This window comes from uncultured Pluralibacter sp. (genome assembly GCF_913775985.1).
In the GTDB taxonomy this organism is placed as follows: domain Bacteria; phylum Pseudomonadota; class Gammaproteobacteria; order Enterobacterales; family Enterobacteriaceae; genus Pluralibacter.
Map to the genome: position 1 here is coordinate 178,201 of NZ_CAJYMB010000150.1, position 25,668 is coordinate 203,868.

The 25,668-nt window shown below is 54.9% G+C and carries 24 protein-coding genes; 12 read left to right on the forward strand and 12 right to left on the reverse strand.

Going from position 1 to position 25,668, the window contains the following annotated elements; genetic code table 11:
* The first annotated feature begins 3 nt into the window (after positions 1–3).
* A complete protein-coding gene (locus QZ766_RS21250) occupies positions 4–792 on the forward strand; it encodes a DmsC/YnfH family molybdoenzyme membrane anchor subunit (protein ID WP_297206952.1) in 789 nt (262 codons plus the stop codon).
* Here QZ766_RS21250 and yajL read toward each other — a convergent pair whose 3' ends face one another.
* Entirely contained in the window at positions 793–1,383 is a 591-nt protein-coding gene (yajL, locus tag QZ766_RS21255; protein WP_297206954.1) for a protein deglycase YajL, read from the reverse strand.
* Entirely contained in the window at positions 1,343–2,257 is a 915-nt protein-coding gene (gene panE / locus QZ766_RS21260) for a 2-dehydropantoate 2-reductase (protein WP_297206956.1), read from the reverse strand. The genes yajL and panE overlap by 41 nt, the downstream gene beginning before the upstream one ends.
* A gap of 141 nt (positions 2,258–2,398) precedes the next feature.
* On the opposite strand from panE, the gene QZ766_RS21265 reads away from it, so the two are divergent.
* Positions 2,399–2,890, forward strand: a complete 492-nt coding sequence (locus tag QZ766_RS21265) for a YajQ family cyclic di-GMP-binding protein (protein ID WP_297206958.1) — start codon at positions 2,399–2,401, stop codon at positions 2,888–2,890.
* A 110-nt stretch (positions 2,891–3,000) separates the two neighbouring features.
* Complete coding sequence (locus QZ766_RS21270; RefSeq protein ID WP_297206960.1) at positions 3,001–3,597, forward strand: LysE family transporter; 597 nt, start codon at positions 3,001–3,003, stop codon at positions 3,595–3,597.
* 2 nt (positions 3,598–3,599) lie between these two features.
* Here QZ766_RS21270 and QZ766_RS21275 read toward each other — a convergent pair whose 3' ends face one another.
* The 8 genes from QZ766_RS21275 to QZ766_RS21310 all read right to left on the reverse strand — a co-directional run bounded on the left by QZ766_RS21275 (position 3,600) and on the right by QZ766_RS21310 (position 12,459).
* On the reverse strand, positions 3,600–4,964 hold the full coding sequence (locus QZ766_RS21275) for an MFS transporter (RefSeq protein WP_297206962.1): 1,365 nt from the start codon (positions 4,962–4,964) through the stop codon (positions 3,600–3,602).
* Positions 4,965–5,111: 147 nt separating this feature from the next.
* Complete coding sequence (cyoE, locus tag QZ766_RS21280) at positions 5,112–5,999, reverse strand: heme o synthase (protein ID WP_297206964.1); 888 nt, start codon at positions 5,997–5,999, stop codon at positions 5,112–5,114.
* An 11-nt stretch (positions 6,000–6,010) separates the two neighbouring features.
* Positions 6,011–6,337: a cytochrome o ubiquinol oxidase subunit IV gene (locus QZ766_RS21285; protein ID WP_297206967.1), complete on the reverse strand. Its 327-nt coding sequence runs from the start codon at positions 6,335–6,337 to the stop codon at positions 6,011–6,013.
* The gene (locus QZ766_RS21290) at positions 6,337–6,951 is read right to left on the reverse strand and encodes a cytochrome o ubiquinol oxidase subunit III (protein WP_297206971.1); all 615 of its coding nucleotides are present in this window, start codon (positions 6,949–6,951) and stop codon (positions 6,337–6,339) included. Before QZ766_RS21290 ends, QZ766_RS21285 begins: the two co-directional genes overlap by 1 nt.
* Positions 6,941–8,932: a cytochrome o ubiquinol oxidase subunit I gene (gene cyoB / locus QZ766_RS21295; protein ID WP_297206974.1), complete on the reverse strand. Its 1,992-nt coding sequence runs from the start codon at positions 8,930–8,932 to the stop codon at positions 6,941–6,943. The genes QZ766_RS21290 and cyoB overlap by 11 nt, the downstream gene beginning before the upstream one ends.
* Before the next feature lie 18 nt (positions 8,933–8,950).
* On the reverse strand, positions 8,951–9,895 hold the full coding sequence (gene cyoA / locus QZ766_RS21300) for a cytochrome o ubiquinol oxidase subunit II (protein WP_297206977.1): 945 nt from the start codon (positions 9,893–9,895) through the stop codon (positions 8,951–8,953).
* Between the two features lie 464 nt (positions 9,896–10,359).
* Positions 10,360–11,835: a muropeptide MFS transporter AmpG gene (gene ampG, locus QZ766_RS21305; protein WP_297206980.1), complete on the reverse strand. Its 1,476-nt coding sequence runs from the start codon at positions 11,833–11,835 to the stop codon at positions 10,360–10,362.
* A 45-nt stretch (positions 11,836–11,880) separates the two neighbouring features.
* Positions 11,881–12,459 (reverse strand): lipoprotein, encoded by a 579-nt coding sequence (locus tag QZ766_RS21310; RefSeq protein ID WP_297206983.1) that lies wholly within the window; start codon positions 12,457–12,459, stop codon positions 11,881–11,883.
* Positions 12,460–12,756: 297 nt separating this feature from the next.
* On the opposite strand from QZ766_RS21310, the gene bolA reads away from it, so the two are divergent.
* The 9 genes from bolA to QZ766_RS21355 all read left to right on the forward strand — a co-directional run bounded on the left by bolA (position 12,757) and on the right by QZ766_RS21355 (position 23,099).
* Complete coding sequence (gene bolA / locus QZ766_RS21315) at positions 12,757–13,074, forward strand: transcriptional regulator BolA (RefSeq protein ID WP_297206985.1); 318 nt, start codon at positions 12,757–12,759, stop codon at positions 13,072–13,074.
* A gap of 326 nt (positions 13,075–13,400) precedes the next feature.
* A complete protein-coding gene (gene tig, locus QZ766_RS21320; protein ID WP_297206987.1) occupies positions 13,401–14,699 on the forward strand; it encodes a trigger factor in 1,299 nt (432 codons plus the stop codon).
* A gap of 258 nt (positions 14,700–14,957) precedes the next feature.
* Positions 14,958–15,578 (forward strand): ATP-dependent Clp endopeptidase proteolytic subunit ClpP, encoded by a 621-nt coding sequence (gene clpP / locus QZ766_RS21325; RefSeq protein WP_297206989.1) that lies wholly within the window; start codon positions 14,958–14,960, stop codon positions 15,576–15,578.
* Between the two features lie 104 nt (positions 15,579–15,682).
* A complete protein-coding gene (clpX, locus tag QZ766_RS21330) occupies positions 15,683–16,957 on the forward strand; it encodes an ATP-dependent protease ATP-binding subunit ClpX (RefSeq protein ID WP_297206991.1) in 1,275 nt (424 codons plus the stop codon).
* Between the two features lie 181 nt (positions 16,958–17,138).
* Positions 17,139–19,493 (forward strand): endopeptidase La, encoded by a 2,355-nt coding sequence (gene lon / locus QZ766_RS21335; RefSeq protein ID WP_297206994.1) that lies wholly within the window; start codon positions 17,139–17,141, stop codon positions 19,491–19,493.
* 210 nt (positions 19,494–19,703) lie between these two features.
* Complete coding sequence (gene hupB, locus QZ766_RS21340; protein ID WP_297206996.1) at positions 19,704–19,976, forward strand: nucleoid-associated protein HU-beta; 273 nt, start codon at positions 19,704–19,706, stop codon at positions 19,974–19,976.
* 275 nt (positions 19,977–20,251) lie between these two features.
* Positions 20,252–22,120: a peptidylprolyl isomerase gene (ppiD, locus tag QZ766_RS21345; RefSeq protein WP_297206998.1), complete on the forward strand. Its 1,869-nt coding sequence runs from the start codon at positions 20,252–20,254 to the stop codon at positions 22,118–22,120.
* A 151-nt stretch (positions 22,121–22,271) separates the two neighbouring features.
* Positions 22,272–22,601 carry a helix-hairpin-helix domain-containing protein gene (locus tag QZ766_RS21350; protein ID WP_297207000.1) on the forward strand — a complete coding sequence of 110 codons (330 nt, stop codon included), beginning with the start codon at positions 22,272–22,274 and terminating at the stop codon, positions 22,599–22,601.
* Positions 22,602–22,700: 99 nt separating this feature from the next.
* Positions 22,701–23,099, forward strand: coding sequence for a YbgC/FadM family acyl-CoA thioesterase (locus QZ766_RS21355; RefSeq protein ID WP_297207001.1), 399 nt, complete (start codon positions 22,701–22,703; stop codon positions 23,097–23,099).
* Positions 23,100–23,136: 37 nt separating this feature from the next.
* Here QZ766_RS21355 and queC read toward each other — a convergent pair whose 3' ends face one another.
* Positions 23,137–23,832: a 7-cyano-7-deazaguanine synthase QueC gene (gene queC / locus QZ766_RS21360; protein ID WP_297207003.1), complete on the reverse strand. Its 696-nt coding sequence runs from the start codon at positions 23,830–23,832 to the stop codon at positions 23,137–23,139.
* A gap of 62 nt (positions 23,833–23,894) precedes the next feature.
* Positions 23,895–25,598 carry an SgrR family transcriptional regulator gene (locus tag QZ766_RS21365; protein WP_297207006.1) on the reverse strand — a complete coding sequence of 568 codons (1,704 nt, stop codon included), beginning with the start codon at positions 25,596–25,598 and terminating at the stop codon, positions 23,895–23,897.
* Between the last annotated feature and the right edge of the window lie 70 nt (positions 25,599–25,668).

The window sequence follows — 25,668 nt, forward strand, 5'->3', positions numbered from 1 at the left end:
AAAATGAATATGGAAATTTATGAAATGCCGCTGGTTTTTTTTACTGTGATCGCCCAGTGGGGGATTGGCGGCATTCTGGCATTTACGCTCTGCCAGCACCGTTTTGATAATCGCTGGCAGCGGCGCATTGCGCTGGGGCTGTGGATCATTACTGCCGCAGGTTCAGCGGCCTCACTGGCGCATCTTGGCTCTCCCGGCGGCGCCTACCGTGCGGTGTACGGCCTGGGCCATTCGTGGCTGAGCCGCGAGGTGCTGGCCTTCGGCGCGCTGAATGCGCTGTCAACGCTGTGGCTGCTCAGCGTCTGGCGAAAGCCCGCGCTGATGCACCTGGCGGGCTTCTGCTGCAGCGCAGCGGGCGCGGTTGCGATCCTGGTCAGCGTGCAGGTCTATGCCCAGATGAACCTGCACCCGCTCTGGCAGTTTGGCGTAACGGCGCCGGCGTTTTTAGGCTGCGCGCTTTTGACCGGTTTTGCTTCAGTTTGCGTTCTGCTTAACACCGTCGGGCAAAAGCAGCCTGCTTTACTGGTAGCCGGCTGGCTGCTGGGGCTCATTCTGATTTTCCTGTCACTTTTCTGGCGTTACCAGCTGCCGGGGGCGGACAGTGAAAGCGCTTTACTGTGGTGGCAGGTGGCGGCGAGCCTGATTGCGGGCTTGGCTGGCCTGGCATGGCTGCGGGCCAAACCCCGGCCAGTGCTGGCCGGGGGCCTGCTTATCGCGCTGATCCTCGTCGGAGAGCTGGCGGGCAGAATGCTGTTCTACGGTAACGTCATGGGCGGCGCGCCCTGGTTTTAACTAGCCGTAGTAGTTATAAATCCCGGCGGCCAGCACCAGCTGAGAGGCAACCTCGTGGGCTTTTTCACGACCGACCAGCAGGTCGATAATTTTCAGCCCGAAGTCGATGCTGGTGCCCGGCCCCTGGCTGGTGAGCAGGTTAACCCGCGGGTCCCACACCACGCGCTTGTCCATCCACTGCTCTGGCGGGATAGTCTCTTTCAGACCGGGAAAGCCGGTCATGTTGCCGATAGGGAAGATATCGTGCGGCACCAGCACTGTGCCGGCGGCGGCGCAGATGGCGGCAACGATCCGGCCCGAGCGGTGGAACTGTTTGACGGTTTCCACCAGCAGCGGGCTGTCGCGAAAGCAGCGCGCGCCGTCCAGCCCGCCGGGAAGGACGATGATGTCGAAGTCACCGTCGGCAACCTGCACCAGTGGCGCATCTGCCAGCAGCTTAACGCCGCGTGAACAGGTGATAACCCGCTCGCCGTCGCTCGCCACGCTGGCGGTAGTGACGCTAATACCGCCGCGTACCAGCAGATCGATAGTGGTAACCGTTTCGGTCTCTTCACTGCCAGGGGCGAGACACACCAGCGCTGATGCGCTCATACTCATTCTCCTTATTTTTAATCAGCTCATACAGGCGAGCATTTTCAGGCACGCTGATACCGTGCGCCCGGGCGCGTTTTATCAGGTAGCCGTTAATATAGTCGGCTTCGGTATGGCGCATGGCGCGCACATCCTGCAGCATCGAGGATATGTTGGCCGCGGTGGATTCGATAATTTCGCTTACGTAGCTCAGCAGATCTTCCGGCGATGAGTGATAGCCTTCGCGCTGCATGACCGCTGCAACTTCCTGGCAGATAAGCTCAATCTGCTCTGGGTAGTAGCGGATATCGCCGTTTGGGCAGTTATAGAGGGCGGTAAGCGGGTTAATTACGCAGTTTGCCGCCAGCTTCCGCCAGCTGGCGGCGCCCATATTATTGTGCCAGGCCACATCGGGCAGCGCCGCATGCAGGATATCGGCAAGCCAGCTGTAGTCTTCGCTGACGGGACGGGCAGGGCCAATGTGGGTGGTGCCGTTGGCTACGTGGATAATGAGATTGCCATCGCGTCGGGCGGCTTGAGTAGTCATCCCCATCAGCAGCGGCTGCCTGAGCGCCTTAAGCTCGTCCAGCGTGCCCATGCCGTTATGCAGCAGCACGATTGGGCTGCCGACAGGCATTTGAGCCGCCAGCTGTTTTACGGCAGTGGAAACCTGCCAGGCTTTCAAAGTAACCAGCAGCAGATCGCTTTGGGCTAAAAATTCGGGATCGTTAGTGGTCAGCAGCTCGTTGAAGACGCTGCCGTCGATGTCCTGTAGGTTGACGCTGCACCAGGGCTGGGGGACGCGAAGCCAGCCCTGCACCTCGTGTCCCTGTCGGTAGAGCGCTGTCAGCCATAATTGTCCAAGAGCGCCACATCCAAGCACGGTAATTTTCATTGGTTGTCTCCACCTGCTACGGGTTGGGCGTTTTAACTCATTATAGCCCCGACAGGCCAGTGTCCGTTAAGGGATAACGGGTTGTGTTCTTTGCCGTGGGCGGTATTATGCATCGCAACAAAAGAAGAGGGAGAATAAATCATGCCATCTTTCGATATCGTCTCAGAAGTCGATCTCCAGGAAGCAAAAAACGCCGTCGATAACGCGGCCCGCGAAGTGGAGTCCCGCTTTGATTTTCGCGGCGTAGAGGCGCTCATTGAGCTCAATGAGAAAAACGAAACGATTAAAGTGCTGAGCGAGTCAGACTTTCAGGTCAACCAGCTGCTGGATATACTGCGCGCCAAGCTGCTCAAGCGCGGCATCGAAGGTAGCTCAATCGAGGTGCCGGAAGAGTTCGTACACAGCGGCAAAACCTGGTTTGTGGAAGCCAAACTCAAAACCGGGATTGAAAGCAGCGTACAGAAGAAAATCGTGAAGCTGATTAAAGACAGCAAGGCCAAAGTTCAGGCCCAGATTCAGGGCGAAGAAATTCGCGTTACCGGTAAATCCCGCGACGATTTGCAGGCGGTAATGGCGCTGGTGCGCGGCGGCAATCTGGGTCAGCCTTTCCAGTTTAAAAACTTCCGCGACTAGGTCTTTACGCTTTCAGGATGAGTGACGCGGGGCGGTGGCAACATCGCCCCGCGCTGTTACTGCGCCGCGAATCATTACTCCGGCGTGGGTGTGAAAAAGGATTTTCAACAATGCTCACATTTGTCTTCATCTGTGCGCCGCTGCTGTTCGTACCCGGTCCGACCAACACGCTTTTATTCAGTGCCGGCATGCTGCAGGGCTATCGCGGCGCGGTCGGGCTGGTACTGGCCGGCCTGGGCGGCTATGGGCTGGCGATTCTGGCATGGTCGCTTCTGTACGATCTCCTTGCGGGCTCTTTTACGGCGTCGGCGCTGATAAAAATCGGCTGTGCGGTGTATCTGTTTCGCCTTGCTGCGGGCATGTGGAAGACCGCATGGCGTTCGCAGGAGAATGCGAAATTCATCGGTCCCGGCATGCTTTTCTCCTCAACCCTGCTTAATCCGAAAGGGTTTATCCTCGCTTCCGCTATTTTTCCGCACGGCTGGTACCGTGAATGGGGCAGTGCTATCGGGCATCTGCTGCCGTTTAGCGCAGGGCTGCTGGCGGCATCTGCGATGTGGATAGCCGTCGGAGTTTTTGTGAATCGGCGGGCGAAGGGGTTATCGCAGAGCGCGCTGGCGGGACGCTTCCCGGCTATGGTGCTGGGGCTTTTCGCGCTCTATATGCTTTATAGCGGCGTGAAGGATTTTCCCGCCGCGTTCGCCTGAGATTATGCCGGGCGGATTATCTGTTCGACATCAAACCGGTTGGTGACTTTGCTGTCAATTTTGACGTAGGCGGACCGCTCGCCGGCGATCACCAGCGCATCCTTGACCCCCTCTTTTGCCAGCAGGCGCTGCCTGAGGGTTTCATCGGCGTCAACGTCATCCGGGATAGTGATACGCAGGCTGCTAACGTAGGGCGGTTCCTGCATCGTCATCGCTACCAGCAGCCAGACGGTGGCCAGCAGGGCGCCCATCAGAAATACCGTCTGCGAATCAAAGAAGCCGTCAAGCCAGCCGCCGAGGGAGCCGCCGATCGCCACCCCCAGAAACTGGCTGGTGGAGTAAATGCCCATGGCGGTGCCTTTGTAGCCTGCCGGCGCCTCTTTACTGATAAGCGAGGGCAGTAGCGCCTCCATCAGGTTAAAGGCGAGGAAGAATAGCTGGACGCCGATAATCAGCTCGCGCAGGTGAGGGCCGGATCCCCACAGGACAATTTCGGCAATCAGCAGAATGGCGATACAGCCCAGGAAAACCCGCTTCATCCTCCGCTTAACTTCCGCGTAGATAATCAGCGGCAGGACCGCGACAAATGAGATAACCATGGTGACCAGATACACTTTCCAGTGATCGGCGGCCTTCATGCCGGCGGCCTCAAGCTGGCCCGGCAGGGCAACAAAAGTCGACATCAGCATGATGTGCAGGCACATGATGCCGAAGTTGAGCTTTAACAGCGCGGGCGCCATCAGCACTTTGCTAAAGCAGCCCTTTACCATGCCGGATTCACGGTTGAGCACGTGATTTTTGCTGTCCGGTACTACCCAAAGGGTAAGCAGAATGCCGAGCGTGGCAAGTCCGGCAATCATCCAGAACAGCGCGTGCAGCCCGAGCCGGTGGGTCACAATCGGGCCGAGCACCATGGCGATGGCGAAGGTAATGCCGAAGCTGATGCCGATAAAGGCCATCGCTTTGGTGCGATTTTGCTCGCGGGTAAGGTCGGAAAGTAGCGCCATGACTGCCGCGGCGATAGCGCCGGAGCCCTGCAGGGCGCGCCCGAGAATAATGCCCCAGATAGAGTCAGAGAGTGCGGCAATAACGCTGCCGATGACGAATACCAGCAATCCACCGACAATTAGGGGTTTGCGGCCAATCCGGTCTGAAAGTAAACCAAAAGGGATCTGGAAAATGGCCTGCGCCAGACCATAAATACCGATTGCCAGGCCGATAAGCGCTTCGCTGGCGCCCTGCAGCGCCATTCCGTATGTGGTCAGAACGGGCAGAACCATAAACATGCCCAGCATACGCAGGGAGAAAACCGTCCCCAGACCCCAGGTGGCGCGGAGCTCGCCCGGCGTCATTTTAAAATCGTTCATTTCCACCTCAGATTAAAAGCCGCGTACAGTGTAAAGGCGGGGAAGGGCGGGGTAAATACGAGGTTATTTAGCAAATATTACAACCTGATAGGACGAGACGTACGAATAAAAAAGGGTGCCGAAGCACCCTTTTCACCGCCTGGAATGTTACCAGATGGCAGCCATCAGATTATGTGAATCCGGCACCATAAAATCGACAGACATCATCACCGAGAGCGAGGTTATCGCGACGATGGAAAAGACGAACAGCTTGCGCGCCCAGACTTTGTCATCTTCAACTTTATAACCGCGCAGCGCCATGCCGAGCCACCAGACGCTCACTGCCGCGGCAACCGCTAGATATTTGTATCCGGCATAGCCGCCCAGAGAGAGCATCAGCGTCGCAACGGCGAAGGCGATGATGTAGAGCGTGATGTGGTTTTTGGCGACGGAAATGCCCTTAACGACCGGCAGAACCGGAATGTTTGCCGCCTGATAATCCTTAAAGCGGAAAATCGCGATGGCGTAGGAGTGGGGCATCTGCCACAGGCTGAAAATCGCCAGCAGAATAGCCGCACCGCTGTCAAACTCGTTAGTGACCGCGCAGTAGCCAATCACCGGCGGCGCTGCGCCGGAGAGTGAGCCAATGAGCGTCCCGTAGACTGAATGGCGCTTCATGTAGAGGCTGTAAACCCCGACATAAACCACGAAGCCCATCACGCTGAGCCAGCAGGCCAGCGGATTTGCGCCAAACCACAGCAGCATGAAGCCAGCAATACCCAGCAAGGTGGCGTACACCAGCGAAACGGATGGGGATATCAGGCCTTTTACCAGCACCCGATTCTTGGTCCGCTCCATCTTTTTATCGATGTCCCTGTCGATGAAGTTGTTAAACACGCAGCCAGACGCGACAACCAGCGACACGCCAATCAGAGTGTAAACAAACAGCGGAAAGTCGATGCTGCCTTTTGAGGCCAGCAGGAAACCGCCCAGCACCGAGATCAGGTTACCGAAGATGATGCCTGGTTTTGTTACTTGCAGGTATTGCTTAAACATACACGCCGCTCTTATCGAATCATCATGTTGTAGTTGAGGTTCCACATAATCCAGATGGAGCCTATGACCACGATCGCGATGATCAAGACTGTAAAGACGAATGCGGTCAGGTTCCATCCCTCATCCGACTTACTGTTCATGTGCAGGAAGCACACCAGATGGACCACAATCTGCACCACCGCGGCGACCAGCACGGTGCCAATAAGCGCCGCGTGAGAAGCCGAACCGCTCATCACCATCCCGAACGGAATTGCCGTCAGGATGATCGACAGGATGAAGCCTGTCATGTAGGTTTTTACGCTGCCGTGGGAAGCGCCATGATCGGTAGAATGACTCATTACATCGCCCCCATCAGATAGACTACAGAGAACACGCAGATCCAAACCACATCCAGGAAGTGCCAGAACAGGCTCAGGCAAAGGATTCGGGTGCGGTTGGTGCTGGTCAGGCCGCGACGCTTAATCTGGAACATCAGGACTGCCATCCAGATAAGGCCGGAGGTCACGTGCAGGCCGTGAGTACCTACCAGCGCGAAGAACGCAGACAGGAAGCCGCTGCGATCCGGGCCCATACCTTCAGCAATCAGGTGATGGAACTCATACAGTTCCATCCCGATGAACCCTGCGCCAAACAGCCAGGTCAGGGCAAGCCAGGAAATAACCTGGCTCTTGTTGTTGTTGTACATGGCGATGGCGGCCATGCCGTAAGTGATGGAGCTGAACAGCAGCAGTGCGGTTTCAACCAGTACGAACGGCAGTTCGAAAATGTCCTTGCCTGCCGGACCGCCGGCGGTGTTGTTAACCAACACCGCGTAGGTCGCGAACAGAATCGAGAACAGCACGCAGTCGCTCATCAGGTAGATCCAGAAACCGAAGACTTTCATCGGCCCTGTATCGTGATGCCCATGTTCATGCGCGTGGGCGTGCGCGTTGGTCAGAGTATCAGTTGCCATTTTTCAGCCCTGCTTTAGAAATATCATCGAAATGCTGTTTTTCCAGCTTTTCAATTTCTGCAACCGGCACGTAGTAATCCACGTCCTCGTCGAAGCTTTTCACAATCCAGGTAATGATGATGCCGAGGAAACCGACAATCGCCATCCACCAGATGTGCCAGATCATGGCAAAACCGAATACCGTGGCGAACGCTGCGATGATGATGCCCGCGCCGCTGTTCTTCGGCATATGAATTTCTTCATAGCCAGCCGGTTTCACGTAAGCTTCGCCTTTCTCTTTCATTTCCCAGAATGCGTCACGTTCGTGAACCTGCGGTACGTGGGCAAAGTTGTAGAACGGCGCCGGAGAAGCGGTTGACCACTCCAGAGTACGGCCGCCCCACGGGTCACCAGTTAAATCGCGGTTCAGGTGACGGTCGCGGATAGAGACGTAGTACTGAATCAGCTGGCAGGCGATACCGCATGCAATCAGCGCCGCACCGAAGGCTGCAATCATCAGCATCGGGTGGAACTGCGGGTCAATGTGCTGGCTCAGGCGACGGGTCATACCCATGAAGCCGAGAACGTACAGCGGCATAAAGGCAACGAAGAAGCCGATGATCCAGAACCAGAACGCGCGCTTGCCCCATTTCTCGTTCAGCGTGAAGCCGAAGGCTTTTGGCCACCAGTAAGTCACGCCAGCGAAGCAACCGAATACCACGCCACCGATGATAACGTTGTGGAAGTGGGCAATCAGGAACAGGCTGTTGTGAAGCACGAAGTCCGCGCCCGGAACGGCCAGCAGCACGCCGGTCATACCACCCACCGAGAAGGTGATGATAAAGCCGATGGTCCACATCATCGCGGAGTGGAACACGATGCGGCCCTGGTACATGGTGAACAGCCAGTTGAAGATCTTAACCCCGGTCGGGATAGCGATGATCATCGTGGCAATACCGAAGAAGGCGTTTACGTTCGCGCCGGCACCCATAGTAAAGAAGTGGTGCAGCCAAACGATAAACGACAGGATGGTAATGCACACCGTTGCCCACACCAGCGAGGTGTAGCCAAACAGGCGCTTGCGCGAGAATGTCGCCGCCACTTCTGAGAACACGCCGAATACCGGCAGGACCAGAATATAAACTTCCGGATGGCCCCAGGCCCAGATCAGGTTGATGTACATCATCATGTTGCCGCCCATTTCGTTGGTGAAGAAATGGGTACCCAGATAGCGGTCAAGGGTCAGCAGCGCGATAGTGACGGTCAGGATCGGGAATGAAGCAATAATCAGGATGTTAGCGCACAGAGAGGCCCAGGTGAAAACCGGCATCTTGAACATGGTCATGCCCGGGGCGCGCATCTTGATAATGGTTACAAAGAAGTTAATACCGGTGAGCGTTGTACCGATACCGGAGAGCTGAAGCGCCCATATCCAGTAATCGACCCCGACGCCGGGACTGTACTCGATCCCCGATAGTGGCGGATAGGCCAGCCAGCCGGTCTGGGCGAATTCACCCACGCCCAGAGACAGGTTAACCAGGATCACACCAACGACGGTGAACCAGAAGCTCAGGTTATTCAGGAACGGGAACGCGACGTCGCGCGCACCAATCTGCAGCGGAATAACCACGTTCATCAGGCCGATAACCAGCGGCATCGCCACGAAGAAGATCATGATAACGCCGTGAGCGGTAAAGATCTGGTCGTAGTGGTGCGGAGGCAGATAGCCAGCTTCACCCGCAGACGCGAGCGCCTGCTGGCTACGCATCATGATGGCATCAGAGAAGCCGCGAATCAGCATTACGATACCGACGATGCAGTACATAACGCCTAGTTTTTTGTGGTCAACCGAAGTGAGCCACTCTTTCCACAGGTATCCCCACTTACCGAGGTAAGTGATCAGCGCCAGTAGCGCCAGACCCCCAACGATAATGGCACCCACCGTAACCATGACGATTGGTTCATGGTAGGGGACTGCATCCAGTGTTAATTTTCCGAACATCGTTTCTTCCTCGGCCCCTTAATGAGCGGTTTCCGCGTGGCTCATGTCCATGCCTTCCATCCCTTCGTGCGCGCTATGCTCGCCGGCGGGCTGGCTCATGTTCATGTGACCGTGACCCATAAATTTGTTGATAACGTCTGTAAACAAATCGGGTTTCACGCTGGAGAAGTATTCAACCTTGTTGTATTCGCTCGGTGCAGCCACTTTCTCATAGGCGGCCATGTCGTTCATGGTGCTCTGAGACTGCTTCACTTTTGCGACCCACTGATCGAACGCTGCACGGTCAGGCGTGGCAATGGCTTTAAACTTCATGCCAGAGAAGCCCGGGCCGCTGTAGCTTGCGGAGATACCGTCGTAAGTACCCGCTTCGTTAGCGATCAGGTGCAGGTTGGTTTGCATACCCGCCATGGCGTAAATCTGGCTACCCAGACGTGGGATAAACAACGAGTTCATCACGGAGTTTGAGGTCACTTTGAAGTGCACCGGAACGTTTGCCGGGAAGGCAATTTCGTTAACGGTAGCAATGCCCTGCTCCGGATAGATGAAGAACCACTTCCAGTCCATAGAAACGACTTCTATGGTCACTGGCTTCTCGTCATGGGCCAGCGGTTTGCTGGGTTCGAGAGCGTGGGTAGTTTTCCAGGTGAGTACGGCAAGGAACAAAATGATCAGAATCGGCACTGTCCAGACCACAGCTTCCACTTTATTGGAGTGTGACCAGTTAGGGCTGTACTTAGCATCTTTATTGCTCGCACGATACTTCCAGGCGAAACCAACGGCCATCAAGATGGCTGGAATTACGACGATCATCATCAGGCCAAAAGCCGTCAGTATTAAGGAACGTTGCTCCAGTCCAATCTGTCCTTTTGGGTCGAGGAGTGCCGAATCGCAGCCGCTGAGTAATACAGAACCTGCGATTAGTGACATCCATCCCAAACTTTTATTGTATTTCCTGAGTCTCATTTAACGACCTCAATTCCACGGGATCGGGTGGCGTTTAAAGTGTGCGGGCATTTTACGGTAAGGTTACATTACTGTAAACATGATTGGAGTAGTGTCTTTGCAGTGTTGCTGAGTTCGGCTGATGGTGAAACAGGTGTTGCTGAGTGTGTCCGGTGTCAGCAGAAGGCGGCGGCGTCGTCGGTGTTATAACAAAATAGATATTTAAAGGTGAATATCCCGTGGGAGAGGCATAACTTAAAACGAAATGGCACAACTAATTAACATTTAATTATCATTGAAGTGACATTTGGAAAATATAAAATATTTAAGCATAGCTGAATCGGTTAACGATAATGATTTAAATTAACGGAGTTGCCAATAAGTTCCGATAATTTGTAAGGCACAAAAAAACAATCGGGAAAAATGGATAAATAGAATTAACAATAATTTCCTCTGGTAATTAGCACGCGGAGTGATTGTTTAATTTAGTCTCTGGCCGTTTTACGCAGCGCCATTGCATCCAGGAGAGCCCCGAGCACTACGCCGGCAATCGCAATCAGCGCACCGCATTCCAGCAGGGCATTGAGGAATGAGAAGTGAGTGACATCCAGCGCGTTGCAAATCAGCAGCACCAGCCAGATGGCAAGAATCGAAAAACCTGCCCCCAGCACCTTTATCGCCAGTGAATAGGCTCCCGAATAGTGGATCCTGGGCATAAAGGTTTCCGTTTGCCAGCTGTACTCCAGGGTTTGCTTGCACATCATCAGCAAAAGCAGGCCGGGTACAGCGGCAAATACCGAGAACAGATAGAAGGTTGGCCAGCCGTGCGCTTCAACAAACCATCCGGCGACCGGGCCGACATAAACGCGTCCAACGGCCGAGAGTGCCGAGAGCAGCGCAAACTGGGTGGCCGAAAAGGATTTATTGCACAGGGTCATCAGTAGCGCTACGAAAGCCGATGTCCCCATGCCGCCGCAGAGATTTTCAAAGAAAACGGCAGCGCCCATCGTCAAAATATTTTTATCGCTGACCGATAAAAGCCAGTAGCCCGCGTTAGATGCGCCCTGCAAAATGCCGAAGATCAGCAGCGCCCTAAACAGCGACAGCCGCTGCATCAGCATGCCGCCGTACAGTGCGCCAATGATTGTTGCAAACAGGCCCAACGTTTTATTCACGACGCCGACATCGCCGGCATCAAAGCCCACGCCGCGGATCAGAAAGGTGGTGGTGAGGCTCATGGCAAACGCATCACCTAGCTTGTAGAGCACAATCAGCAGTAAGATTAGCCAGGCATTGTTGCGGCCAAAAAAGTCGCGCAGCGGGGCTGCAACGGCCTGTTCAAGAGTTTTGGGGGCCGGGATAGCCTCGCTGGGCTCGGGCGCAAGCAGCGTAGCGATAATACAAGGCACCATCAAAGACGCCATAAGCCAGTACATTGCCTGCCATCCCAGCCATCTGTCTGCCATCCACAGCGCCAGACCGCCGGAAACCAGCATCGCCAGCCGATAGCCCAGCACGCTGACCGCGGCACCGGTACCGCGCTCTTCAGGGGGAAGAACATCGGTTTTCCACGCGTCAAAAACGATATCCTGAGAGGCGGAACAAAAGGCGATAATCACCGCCAGCGCTGCCATCCAGCGCAGCTGGCTCAAGGGCTCGAGAAAGCCCATCCCGGCAATAGCAATCAGCAGCAGCACCTGGGTCGCCAGCAGCCAACCGCGGCGGCGGCCGAGAAACGGCGGCGTGTAGCGGTCCATCATCGGCGACCACAGGAATTTAAAGACGTAAGCCTGCCCAACCAGAGAAAAGAAGCCGATGGTTTTAAGATCGATATTTTCAACGGTCATCCACGCCTGCAGCGTGCCAGAGGTAAGCGCCAGCGGCAGCCCGGAGGCAAATCCCAGAATCAGCAGGATGATGGATTTTTGTTGGCGAAACAGGCGCAGGTAGTGGCTGGACATGATTATTCAGTGGCGGCCCCGGCACACGTCCGGGGCCGATTTCTCTTATCGGGCGTTTTGTTTGATGAAGTCGTGGATGCTGGTGTCCTGCGCCATGTCGGCGATGGTGTCCGTCAGCACGCTGTTTACCGCATCGGCGATATTCTTATTGGAGGCCTGCAGTGCGCCCTCGACAGAATAGCTTGCGCGGTAGTTTTTCGTCATCTTAGTGCCGTTTTGCGCGGTAGCGAAAATCGCAATATCGGCTTTCGTCGCTATGGTGTAGCGCAGGTTGCCCTGAGTGACATCGGCATAGAGTTTGTTAACAATGATCTGCAGATCGACGGCGCCGTTCGGCCCAATCATGTAGCCGCGGGAGGTCATCTGTTTTTCCAGCACTTCCTGCAGCAGGAAACGCAGATCGCGAGAGGCGGTGAGCGTTACCAGCTGGTTGTCGCGGGTAACTTTTGCCAGCGCCTGGTCCTGACGCTGATCGGCACCGTTGATGCTGACGGTCACGCCCATCAGGCTAGGATCCTGAGAGGGAAGGGTGATTTTCGGTGAGACTTCAATCGTCGTCTGCGGTTTGGCGCAGCTCGCCAGCAAAAACATCGCCACCAGCGGGAAGAGAATTTTCTTTAACATGGTGTGGTTCTCAATAGGACTGTTAAAAACATGCGAAAAATTGCCGCCATCATAACATCGCCAACGGCGAGGGGAAGTAGGTGGCGCAGGTAAATTCATCATCTTAGGTATTTCGACCCGGTAATGGTTACGCGTGTCCCGATAGTCCTCCGGCCAAAGAATGACAAGAAGTTCTGGCATTGAGTGGGTAATTCCTCCGAAAGCTAATTTTTTGTTGTTTTTATGTAATGGAAACGGTAAAAGCGGCTAATATCTAAAGGGAAGACGGCATCGTAGCGTTGTCGGAGGAGTAAATTCATGATGATACGTGAACAGATAGAAGAAAAATTAAGGGCCGAGTTTGACCCCTTATTCCTCGAAGTAACCGATGAAAGCTATCGCCATAACGTCCCGGCGGGCTCAGAAAGCCATTTCAAGGTTGTGCTGGTGAGCGATCGTTTTAGCGGGGAACGTTTTCTCAATCGCCATCGTATGATTTACAGCACGTTAGCCGCTGAGCTCGCCTCAACGGTTCATGCGCTGGCTCTACATACATACACAGTTAAGGAATGGGAAGGGCTTCAGGATACGGTCTTTGCCTCCCCATCATGTCGAGGGGCCAGCAGTCTGGCCTGAAGAGACATTTGCAACTGCGGGAGCTTTTCCAGTATGTTGCATACCGATTAAGAAAAAAACGGCCTGCGGGCCGTTTTATTTTGCTTAAATTCTGAGCGGGGTAAGGCTTTTTACGGGTAAATTCGGCGCCAGATTGACAGAAATGGCGTACAGAAGCGCGATTCCCGTTCTCGACTCACCACAGTGATGCCGCTATAATGCTGCGTCTTATTTAGGAACGTCTTCGGGATGATTCTGGCGACAGGGAAGGTGATTTTGCCACGTCCCGCGAGCGCGCAGTCGAATTCAGAGTTGACCGGGCATTGTGATTTTTTTGAGGTAACAAGATGCAAGTTTCAGTTGAAACCACTCAGGGCCTTGGCCGCCGTGTAACGATTACTATCGCTGCTGACAGCATCGAAAACGCTGTAAAAAGCGAGCTGGTTGACGTTGCGAAAAAAGTACGCATTGACGGTTTCCGCAAGGGCAAAGTACCGATGAATGTCGTTGCTCAGCGTTATGGCACCTCCGTTCGCCAGGACGTGCTGGGCGACCTGATGAGCCGCAACTTTGTAGATGCGATCATCAAAGAGAAAATCAATCCAGCCGGTGCGCCGAAGTATGTACCGGGTGAATACAAGCAGGGTGAAGATTACACTTACGCGGTTGAATTTGAAGTCTACCCGGAAGTTGAGCTGAAAGGCCTTGACGCTATTGAAGTTGAAAAACCGGTTGTTGAAGTGACCGATGCCGACGTTGACGGCATGCTGGACACCCTGCGTAAGCAGCAGGCAACCTGGAAAGATAAAGACGGCGCTGCAGAAGGCGAAGATCGCGTAACGCTGGATTTCACCGGTTCTGTTGACGGTGAAGAGTTCGAAGGCGGTAAAGCCACTGATTTCGTTCTGGCCATGGGCCAGGGCCGCATGATCCCGGGCTTTGAAGACGGTGTTAAAGGTCACAAAGCGGGCGAAGAATTCACTATCGACGTGACTTTCCCGGAAGACTACCACGCTGAAAACCTGAAAGGTAAAGCGGCTAAATTCGCGATCAACCTGAAGAAAGTTGAAGAGCGCGAGCTGCCGGAATTGACTGCTGAATTCATCAGCCGTTTCGGCGTTGAAGACGGTTCTGTCGATGGCCTGCGTGCAGAAGTGCGCAAGAACATGGATCGCGAACTGAAAGGCGCCGTGCGTAACCGCATTAAGTCTCAGGCTATTGATGGCCTGGTCAGCGCTAACGACATCGACGTGCCGGCAGCCCTGATTGAAAGCGAAATTGACGTGCTGCGCCAGCAGGCTGCTCAGCGCTTTGGCGGTAACGCCAAGCAGGCGATGGAGCTGCCGCGTGAACTGTTCGAAGAGCAGGCTAAACGCCGCGTTGTTGTTGGCCTGCTGCTGGGCGAAGTGATTCGCACCAACGAGCTGAAAGCTGACGAAGATCGCGTTAAAGAGCTGATCGAAGAGATGGCCTCTGCTTACGAAGATCCGAAAGAAGTTATCGAATTCTATAGCAAAAACAAAGAGCTGATGGACAACATGCGTAACGTTGCCCTGGAAGAGCAGGCTGTAGAAGCGGTACTGAGCAAGGCGAAAGTGTCTGAGAAGGCAACGTCTTTCAACGAACTGATGAACCAGCAGGCGTAATTTTTGCTCTGCGAGTTTAAAGTTTGAACAAAAAACCCGTTGCCGCAGGGCAGCGGGTTTTTTTGTTGCATTATGAGATGGCGAAGCGTGCCAAAACGGCGTTTCGGGGTTAGCGTAATAGCAAAAGATTGTTATGCTTGAACCAGAGCGAAATCATCCCCATATCGTGGAGATGTAACAGACAGACTGGCTGATACTCCGTCCGCAAGGTTACAATCAGTACAGCAGGTATTTAAAATTCTTATCCAGGAGACGGATATGTCATACAGTGGCGAACGAGAAAATGCACCCCATATGGCCCTGGTGCCTATGGTTATTGAGCAGACCTCACGCGGTGAGCGCTCTTTCGATATTTACTCCCGTCTGCTCAAGGAACGCGTTATCTTTCTGACAGGCCAGGTGGAAGACCACATGGCAAACCTGATCGTAGCGCAGATGCTGTTCCTGGAAGCGGAAAACCCGGAAAAAGATATTTACCTGTATATCAACTCACCGGGCGGGGTGATCACGGCAGGAATGTCCATCTATGACACCATGCAATTCATTAAGCCGGATGTCAGCACCATTTGTATGGGGCAGGCGGCTTCAATGGGCGCGTTCCTGCTGACCGCGGGCGCTAAGGGTAAGCGCTTCTGCCTGCCTAACTCCCGGGTGATGATCCACCAGCCGCTGGGCGGCTATCAGGGGCAGGCGACGGATATTGAAATCCACGCCAGGGAAATTCTAAAAGTTAAAGCGCGCATGAATGAACTTATGGCGCAGCACACGGGTCAACCACTCGAGCAGATTGAGCGCGATACGGAACGCGATCGCTTCCTCTCGGCACCAGAAGCCGTTGAGTACGGTCTGGTCGACTCGATTTTGACCCATCGTAATTAATGTCGGCGGGTGTCGGGCCGCTATACTGTGTATAGCTGGCGCGATACCGGGCTGGCATTTGCGTCGTGATATGCGGCACACAGAACTTAGAAAGAGGTTTGGTCATGACAGATAAACGCAAAGATGGTTCGGGCAAACTGTTGTACTGCTCTTTTTGCGGCAAAAGCCAGCATGAAGTGCGTAAGCTAATCGCCGGTCCGTCCGTGTATATCTGCGACGAATGCGTTGATTTATGTAACGACATCATTCGCGAAGAGATTAAAGAGGTAGCGCCGCACCGCGAGCGCAGCGCGCTGCCGACGCCGCACGAAATCCGCCATCACCTGGACGATTACGTTATCGGCCAGGAGCGGGCTAAAAAGGTGCTGGCAGTTGCGGTATACAACCACTACAAGCGCCTGCGCAACGGTGATACCAGTAATGGCGTTGAGCTCGGCAAAAGCAACATTCTGCTGATTGGCCCGACGGGTTCCGGTAAAACGCTGCTGGCCGAAACGCTGGCGCGCCTGCTGGATGTACCGTTTACCATGGCGGATGCGACCACGCTGACCGAAGCCGGCTACGTGGGTGAAGACGTTGAAAACATCATCCAGAAGCTGCTGCAGAAATGCGATTACGACGTCCAGAAGGCCCAGCGCGGCATCGTTTATATTGATGAGATCGACAAAATCTCACGTAAATCCGATAACCCGTCAATCACCCGCGACGTTTCTGGTGAAGGCGTTCAGCAGGCGCTGCTGAAACTTATCGAAGGCACCGTGGCTGCCGTTCCTCCGCAGGGCGGACGTAAACATCCGCAGCAGGAGTTCCTGCAGGTTGACACCTCCAAGATCCTCTTTATCTGCGGCGGCGCGTTTGCCGGGCTGGATAAAGTGATAGCCAATCGCGTCGAAACTGGCTCCGGTATTGGTTTCGGTGCAACGGTGAAAGGCAAATCAGAAAAAGCGAGCGAAGGTCAGCTGCTGGAACAGGTCGAGCCGGAAGATTTAATCAAGTTTGGCCTGATCCCGGAGTTTATCGGTCGTTTGCCGGTCGTTGCTACGCTGAATGAGCTCAGCGAAGAAGCGCTGATTCAGATCCTCAAAGAGCCGAAAAATGCGCTGACCAAGCAGTATCAGGCGCTGTTTAATCTGGAAGGCGTCGATCTGGAGTTCCGTGAAGAGGCGCTGGACGCAATTGCCAAGAAAGCGATGATTCGCAAGACCGGCGCGCGCGGCCTGCGCTCCATTGTGGAAGCTTCGCTGCTCGATACCATGTACGACCTTCCTTCTATGGATGACGTCGAGAAAGTGGTTATTGATGAGTCGGTAATTGAAGGGCAGAGCAAGCCGCTGCTGATTTACGGCAAATCAGAAACCCAGCAGGCGTCTGGTGAATAATTAACCAGTTCGTTCAAGCAATTAGCCAAAAGGGGGATATTTCATCCCCCTTTTACTTTTCCTGTATTCCTGCCGTTGAATGTGTGGGAAACATCCCCATATACTGGATTACATGTTAACGGTGGCGCGAAAGATTCGCGTTACTGACTACCTGGCGGACATTAAACTGAGAGAGAGCTCTATGAATCCTGAGCGTTCTGAACGCATTGAAATCCCCGTATTGCCATTGCGCGATGTGGTGGTTTATCCGCATATGGTCATCCCCTTATTTGTAGGGCGGGAAAAATCTATCCGTTGTCTCGAAGCGGCTATGGACCATGATAAAAAAATCATGCTGGTCGCTCAGAAGGATGCGTCAACGGATGAGCCGGGTGTAAGCGATCTTTTCACCGTAGGCACCGTGGCCTCTATTCTGCAGATGCTGAAACTGCCTGACGGGACTGTAAAAGTGCTGGTCGAAGGGCTGCAGCGCGCGCGCATTTCCGCGCTTTCTGACAACGGCGAATACTTCTCGGCAAAAGCTGAATATCTTGAGTCTCCGGCGATTGAAGAGCGCGAGCAGGAAGTCCTGGTTCGCACCGCCATCAGCCAGTTCGAAGGCTACATCAAGCTTAATAAAAAGATCCCGCCTGAAGTGCTGACCTCTTTAAACAGCATCGACGATCCGGCGCGCCTGGCGGACACCATTGCCGCGCACATGCCGCTTAAGCTTTCGGACAAACAGTCCGTGCTGGAAATGTCCGACATCAACGAACGTCTTGAATACCTGATGGCGATGATGGAATCGGAAATCGATCTGCTGCAGGTTGAGAAACGCATTCGCAACCGCGTTAAAAAGCAGATGGAGAAATCCCAGCGCGAGTACTACCTCAACGAGCAGATGAAAGCGATTCAGAAAGAGCTCGGCGAGATGGACGATGCGCCGGACGAAAATGAAGCCCTGAAGCGCAAAATCGACGCGGCAAAAATGCCGAAAGAGGCGAAAGAGAAAACCGAAGCCGAGCTGCAGAAGCTGAAAATGATGTCGCCGATGTCGGCTGAAGCAACTGTAGTACGCGGCTACATCGACTGGATGGTTCAGGTTCCGTGGAACGCCCGCAGCAAGGTGAAAAAAGATTTACGCCAGGCGCAGGAGATTCTGGATACCGATCATTACGGTCTGGAGCGCGTTAAAGACCGCATCCTTGAATATCTTGCGGTTCAAAGTCGCGTTAATAAATTGAAAGGGCCGATTCTGTGCCTGGTTGGACCGCCGGGGGTGGGTAAAACCTCTCTGGGTCAGTCCATCGCTAAAGCCACGGGCCGTAAATATGTCCGTATGGCACTCGGCGGCGTTCGCGACGAAGCGGAAATTCGCGGGCATCGCCGGACGTACATTGGCTCAATGCCGGGCAAGCTTATCCAGAAAATGGCGAAAGTGGGCGTTAAAAACCCGCTGTTCCTGCTGGATGAGATCGACAAAATGTCTTCAGACATGCGCGGCGATCCGGCTTCTGCTCTGCTGGAAGTGCTGGATCCGGAACAGAACGTGACCTTTAACGATCACTATCTGGAAGTGGATTACGATCTTAGCGACGTTATGTTTGTGGCGACCTCTAACTCCATGAACATTCCGGCGCCGCTGCTCGACCGTATGGAAGTGATTCGCCTCTCCGGCTACACCGAAGATGAGAAGCTCAACATCGCCAAGCGCCACCTGCTGCCGAAGCAGATTGAGCGTAACGCGCTGAAAAAAGGTGAGCTTACCGTTGATGACAGCGCAATTGTCGGCATTATTCGCTACTACACTCGCGAAGCCGGCGTGCGTAGCCTGGAGCGTGAAATCTCCAAACTGTGCCGCAAGGCGGTCAAACAGCTGCTGCTGGATAAGACGCGCAAGCATATCGACATTAATGGCGATAACCTGCACGACTACCTCGGCGTTCAGCGCTTTGACTACGGTCGCGCAGACAGCGAAGACCGCGTTGGTCAGGTCACGGGCCTGGCGTGGACGGAAGTGGGCGGCGATCTGCTGACCATTGAAACCGCCTGCGTACCGGGCAAAGGCAAGCTTACCTATACCGGTTCGCTGGGTGAAGTGATGCAGGAGTCCATTCAGGCGGCGCTGACGGTTGTTCGCGCGCGTGCAGACAAGCTCGGCATCAATGGTGATTTCTACGAGAAGCGGGATATTCACGTCCACGTTCCCGAAGGTGCCACTCCGAAAGATGGCCCGAGCGCCGGTATCGCTATGTGCACGGCGCTGGTCTCCTGTCTGACGGGGAATCCGGTACGCTCTGATGTTGCCATGACAGGTGAAATCACCCTGCGCGGGCTGGTGTTGCCTATCGGCGGCCTGAAAGAGAAGCTGTTAGCGGCGCATCGCGGCGGAATTAAGACGGTTCTTATTCCTGACGAAAACAAGCGCGACCTTGAAGAGATTCCGGAAAACGTTATCGCCGATCTGGATATCCATCCTGTTAAGAGCATTGAGGAAGTTCTGACTCTTGCCTTACAGAATGCGCCTTACGGTATGCAGGTTGTTAGCGCCAAATAGTGATATCGCGCAAACTGCGCCAATAAAAACAAGGCTGGCAGGTCAATTCGGACTTGCCAGCCTTTTTTTGTATAGCTAATTTAGATTGCTGGATGTGTCAGCCATACACAACGGGTGTTGTAAGGGCATAACACTCCTGCTATAACTGCTGCGCCGTCGTACCCCGAAGGATTCTGGTACGATATAAATTATAACGAGAGGAAGAGAATAGTGAATAAATCTCAACTGATTGACAAAATTGCTGCGGGTGCGGATATTTCTAAAGCTGCTGCTGGACGTGCGTTAGATGCTTTTATTGCTTCAGTGACTGAGTCTCTGCAGGCCGGGGATGATGTTGCGCTGGTTGGTTTTGGTACTTTTGCTGTTAAAGAGCGTGCTGCCCGTACTGGTCGCAACCCGCAGACAGGTAAAGAGATCACCATCGCTGCTGCGAAAGTTCCGGGTTTCCGTGCAGGCAAAGCACTGAAAGACGCGGTCAACTGATCGCTTTCCCTTCGGGGAGGCTGCGAAGTACAAGGGCGCATCGGCTGATGTGCCTTTTTTCTGCTCTGCATATTCCTTCAGCCGATCTTTTCCCCCACCACTTTTTGCCTTGCCGCCTTCCTTCATTTCCCACAAGAACCTTGTTTTCTGACAATTAGCCGCCTTGAGGGCTGACAACGACCCGCGTTTCTTGTCACAATAGCGCCTCCTGCACTGCGTTACTCATGGTATGCTGTGCGCGATTAAAGTCATCTACAGCGGAGCGTTGTTAAACCATGATGGACAGCTTACGTACGGCGGCTAATAGCCTCGTACTAAAAATCATTTTCGGGCTTATTATCGCGTCTTTCATTTTGACAGGCGTAAGCAGCTATCTGATTGGCGGGAACGACAACTATGCCGCAAAAGTCAACGGCCAGGAGATTGCCCGCGGGCAGTTCGAGAATGCCGTAGCCAGCGAGCGCAGTCGCCAGCAGCAGCAAATGGGCGAGAGTTTTTCCGCGCTGGCAGCCAATGAGAACTACATCAAATCTATGCGTCAGCAGGTGCTTAATCGCCTGATTGATGAGGCGTTACTTGACCAGTATGCGAAAAGCCTCGGACTTGCAGTCAGCGACGACCAGGTTAAAAATGCGATTTTCGCCACTCAGGCTTTCCAGGACAACGGCAAATTTGACAGCCAGCGCTTTAGCGGCATTGTTAATCAGATGGGCATGTCCACAGACCAGTATGCAAACGCGCTGCGCAACCAGCTCACCACCCAGCAGCTGGTCAATGCCGTGGTTGGCACTGAATTTATGCTGCCGGGCGAAACCAGTCAGCTGGCGTCGCTGGTGGCGCAGCAGCGCGTGGTGCGTGAAGCCACGATTGATGTCAACGCACTGGCGGCAAAGCAGCAGGTGAGTGACCAGGAGCTGAACGCCTACTACGAGCAGCACAAAGACCAGTTTGTGGCGCCGGAGCAGTTCCGCGTGAGCTACATTAAAATGGACGCGGCCAGCATGGCGGAAAACGCGTCAGATGCCGACATTCAGTCCTACTACGATCAGCACAAAGAGCTGTTTACTCAGCCGGAGCGCGTGCGCTACAGCGTGATCCAGAGCAAAACGCAATCCGATGCAGAAGCCGCGTTGGCCGATCTTAAAAAAGGCGCTGATTTCGCCGCAGTTGCAAAATTCCGTTCCACCGACATTATCTCCGCTAAAAACGGCGGTGACATGGGCTGGCTGGAAGCGTCCACCACACCTGACGAACTGAAAAATGCCGGTCTGAAAGAGAAAGGCCAGCTTTCCGGCGTGATCAAATCCTCCGTAGGTTTCCTCGTTGCGCGCCTTGACGACGTTCAGGCCGCGAAAACGAAGCCGCTTTCCGACGTGCGCGATGAAATCGCCGCGAAAGTGAAGCAGGAGAAAGCGCTGGATGCCTACTATGCCCTGCAGCAGAAAGTGAGCGACGCGGCGAGCAACGATAACGAATCGCTGGCGGGTGCCGAGCAGGTTGCCGGCGTTAAAGCCGTTGAAACCGGCTGGTTCGGCCGTGACAACCTTCCTCCTGAACTGAATTTCAAACCGGTCGCCGATGCTATCTTCGACGGTAGCCTGGTGGGTCAGAACGGTACGCCGGGCAGCAACTCGGATGTCATTACCGTCGATGGCGATCGCGCTTTCGTGGTGCGCGTTAGCGAGCATAAACCGGAGGCTACCAAGCCGCTGGCGGATGTTAAAGCCCAGGTTACTGCGCTGGTGCAGCATGAAAAAGCCGTCCAGCAGGCACAGCTGGATGCTAACAAAGTGCTGGCGGCGCTGAAAGCCGGCAAGGGCGACGAGGCGATGAAAAGCGCGGGCCTGAGCTTTGGCGCTGCCCAGACCCTGACCCGCACCGGGCAGGATCCTTTGAGCCAGACAGCTTTCAACCTGCCTCTGCCGCAGAAAGGTAAAGCCAGCTACGGCGTGGGTAACGACATGCAGGGCAACGTGGTGCTGGTGTCGCTGGACGACGTTAAAGAAGGCAGCATGCCGGAAGAGCAGAAAAAAGCGATGGTTCAGGGGATCACCCAGAACAACGCCCAGATCGCCTTCGAGGCGCTGCTCTCCAGCCTGCGTAAAGAAGCAAAAATTAAGCTGGGCGACGTGGCGCAGCAGTAACAACGCCAGCTTCGCTCTAAGAAATTTGCAACTCTCTGCAATAATCAAAGGCCGCTTTCGCGGCCTTTTCCATTTCTGAATTTGCGCTTTTGTATCTTTAACTGCCGCTGATTAAAGTTGTCTCGCTGTCAACAAACAAGGAGATAACAGCATGAATACAGGAATTAAAACGCTACTTTTAGCCCTCTCTCTGGCCTGGTTTGGCGCAAGCGTGCCGGCTGCCGCAGCCCCCGATTCCGGCAAAGCGCCGGCCGCAGCTGCTCCGGCTGCCGCTGCGCCCGCCGGTGATAAAATCAGCATAAACACGGCCAGCGCGGAAGATCTGGCAAGAGTGATGAACGGTGTTGGCCTCAAGAAAGCGCAGGCTATCGTCAGCCATCGGGAGGAGTTTGGCCCCTTTAAATCGCTTGACGATCTGCGTCAGGTTCCCGGAATGGGCGGATCGCTGGTGGAGCGCAATCTTTCACATCTGATGCTCTAATTATTCACGAAGTTTGCAGAGCAAAAAATAAGTGCCAAAATTTAGAGGTCGTACCAGTGTGCGACCTCTGACTCTACTTATAAAAAAGGCTATTGCGCTATGCAGACACAAATAAAAGTACGTGGTTTTCATCTTGATGTTTACCAGCACGTGAACAACGCCCGCTATCTTGAATTTCTGGAGGAGGCCCGCTGGGACGGGCTGGAGAACAGCAGCTGCTTCCAGTGGATGATGGCGCACAACATCGCCTTTGTGGTGGTGAATATTAATATTAATTATCGCCGACCGGCGATCCTGAGCGACCTGCTCACTATTACCAGCGAGTTAAAACAGCTGAATGACAAAAGCGGGATTTTAAAGCAGGTGATAACCCGCGGCGCTGAGAACGACGTGGTGGCCGACGCGCTCATCACCTTCGTGTGTATTGATTTAAAAACCCAGAAATCGCTGCCCCTTGAAGGGGAGCTGCGTGAGCATTTGCAGGGAATAGCAGAATAAAGCGGCTCCCGGCGGCCTGAGCTGCCGGGTGAGGCAATCAGACAAGCCCGGTTTTGGCTTTCATTGCTGACATGATGCCCGCTTTATCGGCCAGATAGTGAGACAGGCCATTGGCGCGCAGGTTGCAGGCGGCGCAGTGGCCGCAGCCGTCACCTTTGATGCCGTTATAGCAGGTCAGGGTTTCATGGCGCACCAGCTCCAGCTGGCTCCAGTAATCCGCCAGCGCCCAGGTTTCCGCCTTGTTTAGCCACATCAGCGGCGTCTCGAAGCGGATCTCTTTGGCCATGCCCAGGTTAACCGCGTGATTGAGTGCCTTAACAAATTCGTCGCGGCAGTCGGGATAGCCGGAAAAATCCGTTTCGCAGACGCCGGTAATGACGGCCTCGGCCTGCACCTGATAAGCATAGATTGCGGTCAGGGTCAGAAACAGAATGTTGCGTCCCGGCACGAAAGTGTTCGGAATACCGTCAGCATCGGGCTCGTAGTCCGGAACCGGAATACTGTCGCGGGTCAGGCTGCTTACCGCCAGCTCGCCGAGTAGATTAACGTCCAGCACTTTGTGGGCGCGGGCGCCGAGTTTTGTTGCCAGCTCGCGGGCAACGTCAATTTCAGCCCGGTGGCGCTGGCCGTAGTCGAAAGTGACGCAGTGCACTTCATCGTACTGCTGCAGAGCCTGAATCAGGCAGGTGGTGGAATCCTGGCCTCCGCTAAAGACCACAACGGCGCGTTTCATAGCAAATCCTGTCAAAAAAAGAAGGCGCATATGGTAGCGCCTCCGGGCAGCAACAGCCAGCTTCACTCGCCGGCAGGCACCGGCAGCCAGGCCTTCGTGAAGTCAAACCAGCCCAGCGCGTTGAGAACTATTCCATCAACGCCCGGCGGGGCGCTAATTTTATAGTGGTAATTAAACAGCGGCGTAAGCGTGCTGCTCGCCATCAGATCCTGAAAGACCGCCTGCAGTGCCGCACTGCGGGATGCGGTATCGCGGTGGGCCTGCACGGCATCCAGCGTTGCATTTATCCGGGTGTATTGAGTGGTGCCGAGCGCGTGCGGCCACAGCGGATCGCAGCGCAGCCATTGCTCAAGCGCATACTCCGGCGCTTCGCCAATCAGCCGGTCCCCCATGAACAAATCCGCCTCGGCGAGCTGCGGGCAGCTGTCCCAGTTTTTGCCATTGTAGAAAATGACGCTCAGCGCACAGCCCTCTTCGGCCAGCGCGTGCTGCAGCTGTTCGGCCATAGTATGCAGCTCCACCGGCAGGTGGTACACCAGCGTTAGCCGTTCCGGCAGCGCCACCGGGGCTGACTCCCGCAATAATGGCAGAGACCAGCCGGGGAGCAGCTCGCGGCTGGGGGTGATCAGATCCTCATCCAGCGGCAGAGTTTGCAGCAGCGATGTGCCGTGGATCAGCTGTACTATTTTTTCCGCTTGCGCGCGGGACAGCGTCGGGCTTTGCCGCAGTGCCAGGTAGCAAAATCCCAGGCTGACACTGCGGCTAACCATGCGCAAATGGGAGATCTCCTCCGGCGCGCCAATGGCTATCTGCACCGGATGGCGGCAGCTGGTGCCCAGATCCTGCTCGAAAAGCTCCGGCGTGATCCAGTATTCGATAGCCTGAATGAGCGGATGGCTCAGGTGGTAGCGGCCGTGGTTTTCCAGACGCACGAGATCGGGTTTAAAGATCGTTAGCTGAAAAGGGCCGGTGCCGATGGTCGGCTGTCGGGGATGCGCCAGCAGGCTACAGTAGCTGGCCAGTCGGTGCGCCAGCCAGTGGTCGGGGCGTTTGAGTACAAAGGTCAGGCGCTGGCCCGGATTCACCTCAATGCGGCGAACGCTGGCAAAGAGTCGGCCAAGCTGCGGGAGGGTAAACAGCATCTCCAGGCGCTCGGCAATCTCCCCGGCGCTTACCGGTTCGCCGCTGTGCCAGCACAGCGCCGGACGGATATAAAAGTCCCAGCGTAGCCCGTCGTCAGAATGCTGCCAGTGGTGGGCAAGATCGCCTTCAGGTTCGGAGGACTGCAGGTCAAAGCGCGTCAGGCCGGAAAAAATTTGCCCGCTGAGATGCTGCTCGGCGCGGCCGGGCAGGAAACCAGGATGCAGGGGCTCCAGCGGGCGGTAGTAGGGAATACGCAGCGTAGGCATATTATTTTGCCAGCGCCCGCCAAGAAACGGATGCAGCAGGGCCCGCAGCGCTACTGGTGCCAGCTGGGCCAGCTCCAGGGCGCTCTGCTGCTGGCCGCACTCCAGCGCCTGCTCCATCATCGCGTTGCGCAGCTGCTGCGGAGAAACCAGGAAAGTTAAGCTGCCCCGTTTCCCGCGCCCGGACTGCGACTGCCACTGCAGCCAGCCCGCATCCTGCGCCTGGTGCAGCAGCGTTCTCACGTGTCTTTCGCTGCAAAAGCAGCGCCCGGCCAGTTCTGCAATGGTGACCTGCTGGGGTTCACCGGCGGAGGGCTGCCACAGGCGCTGAAACTGATTAAGGCGGTTAAGCTGGCGCATTTGAGAAACCCGGAACAAGAAAAAAAATATATTCAGTATTCCTTCCGTATATCTCAGGAGATACTCGGCC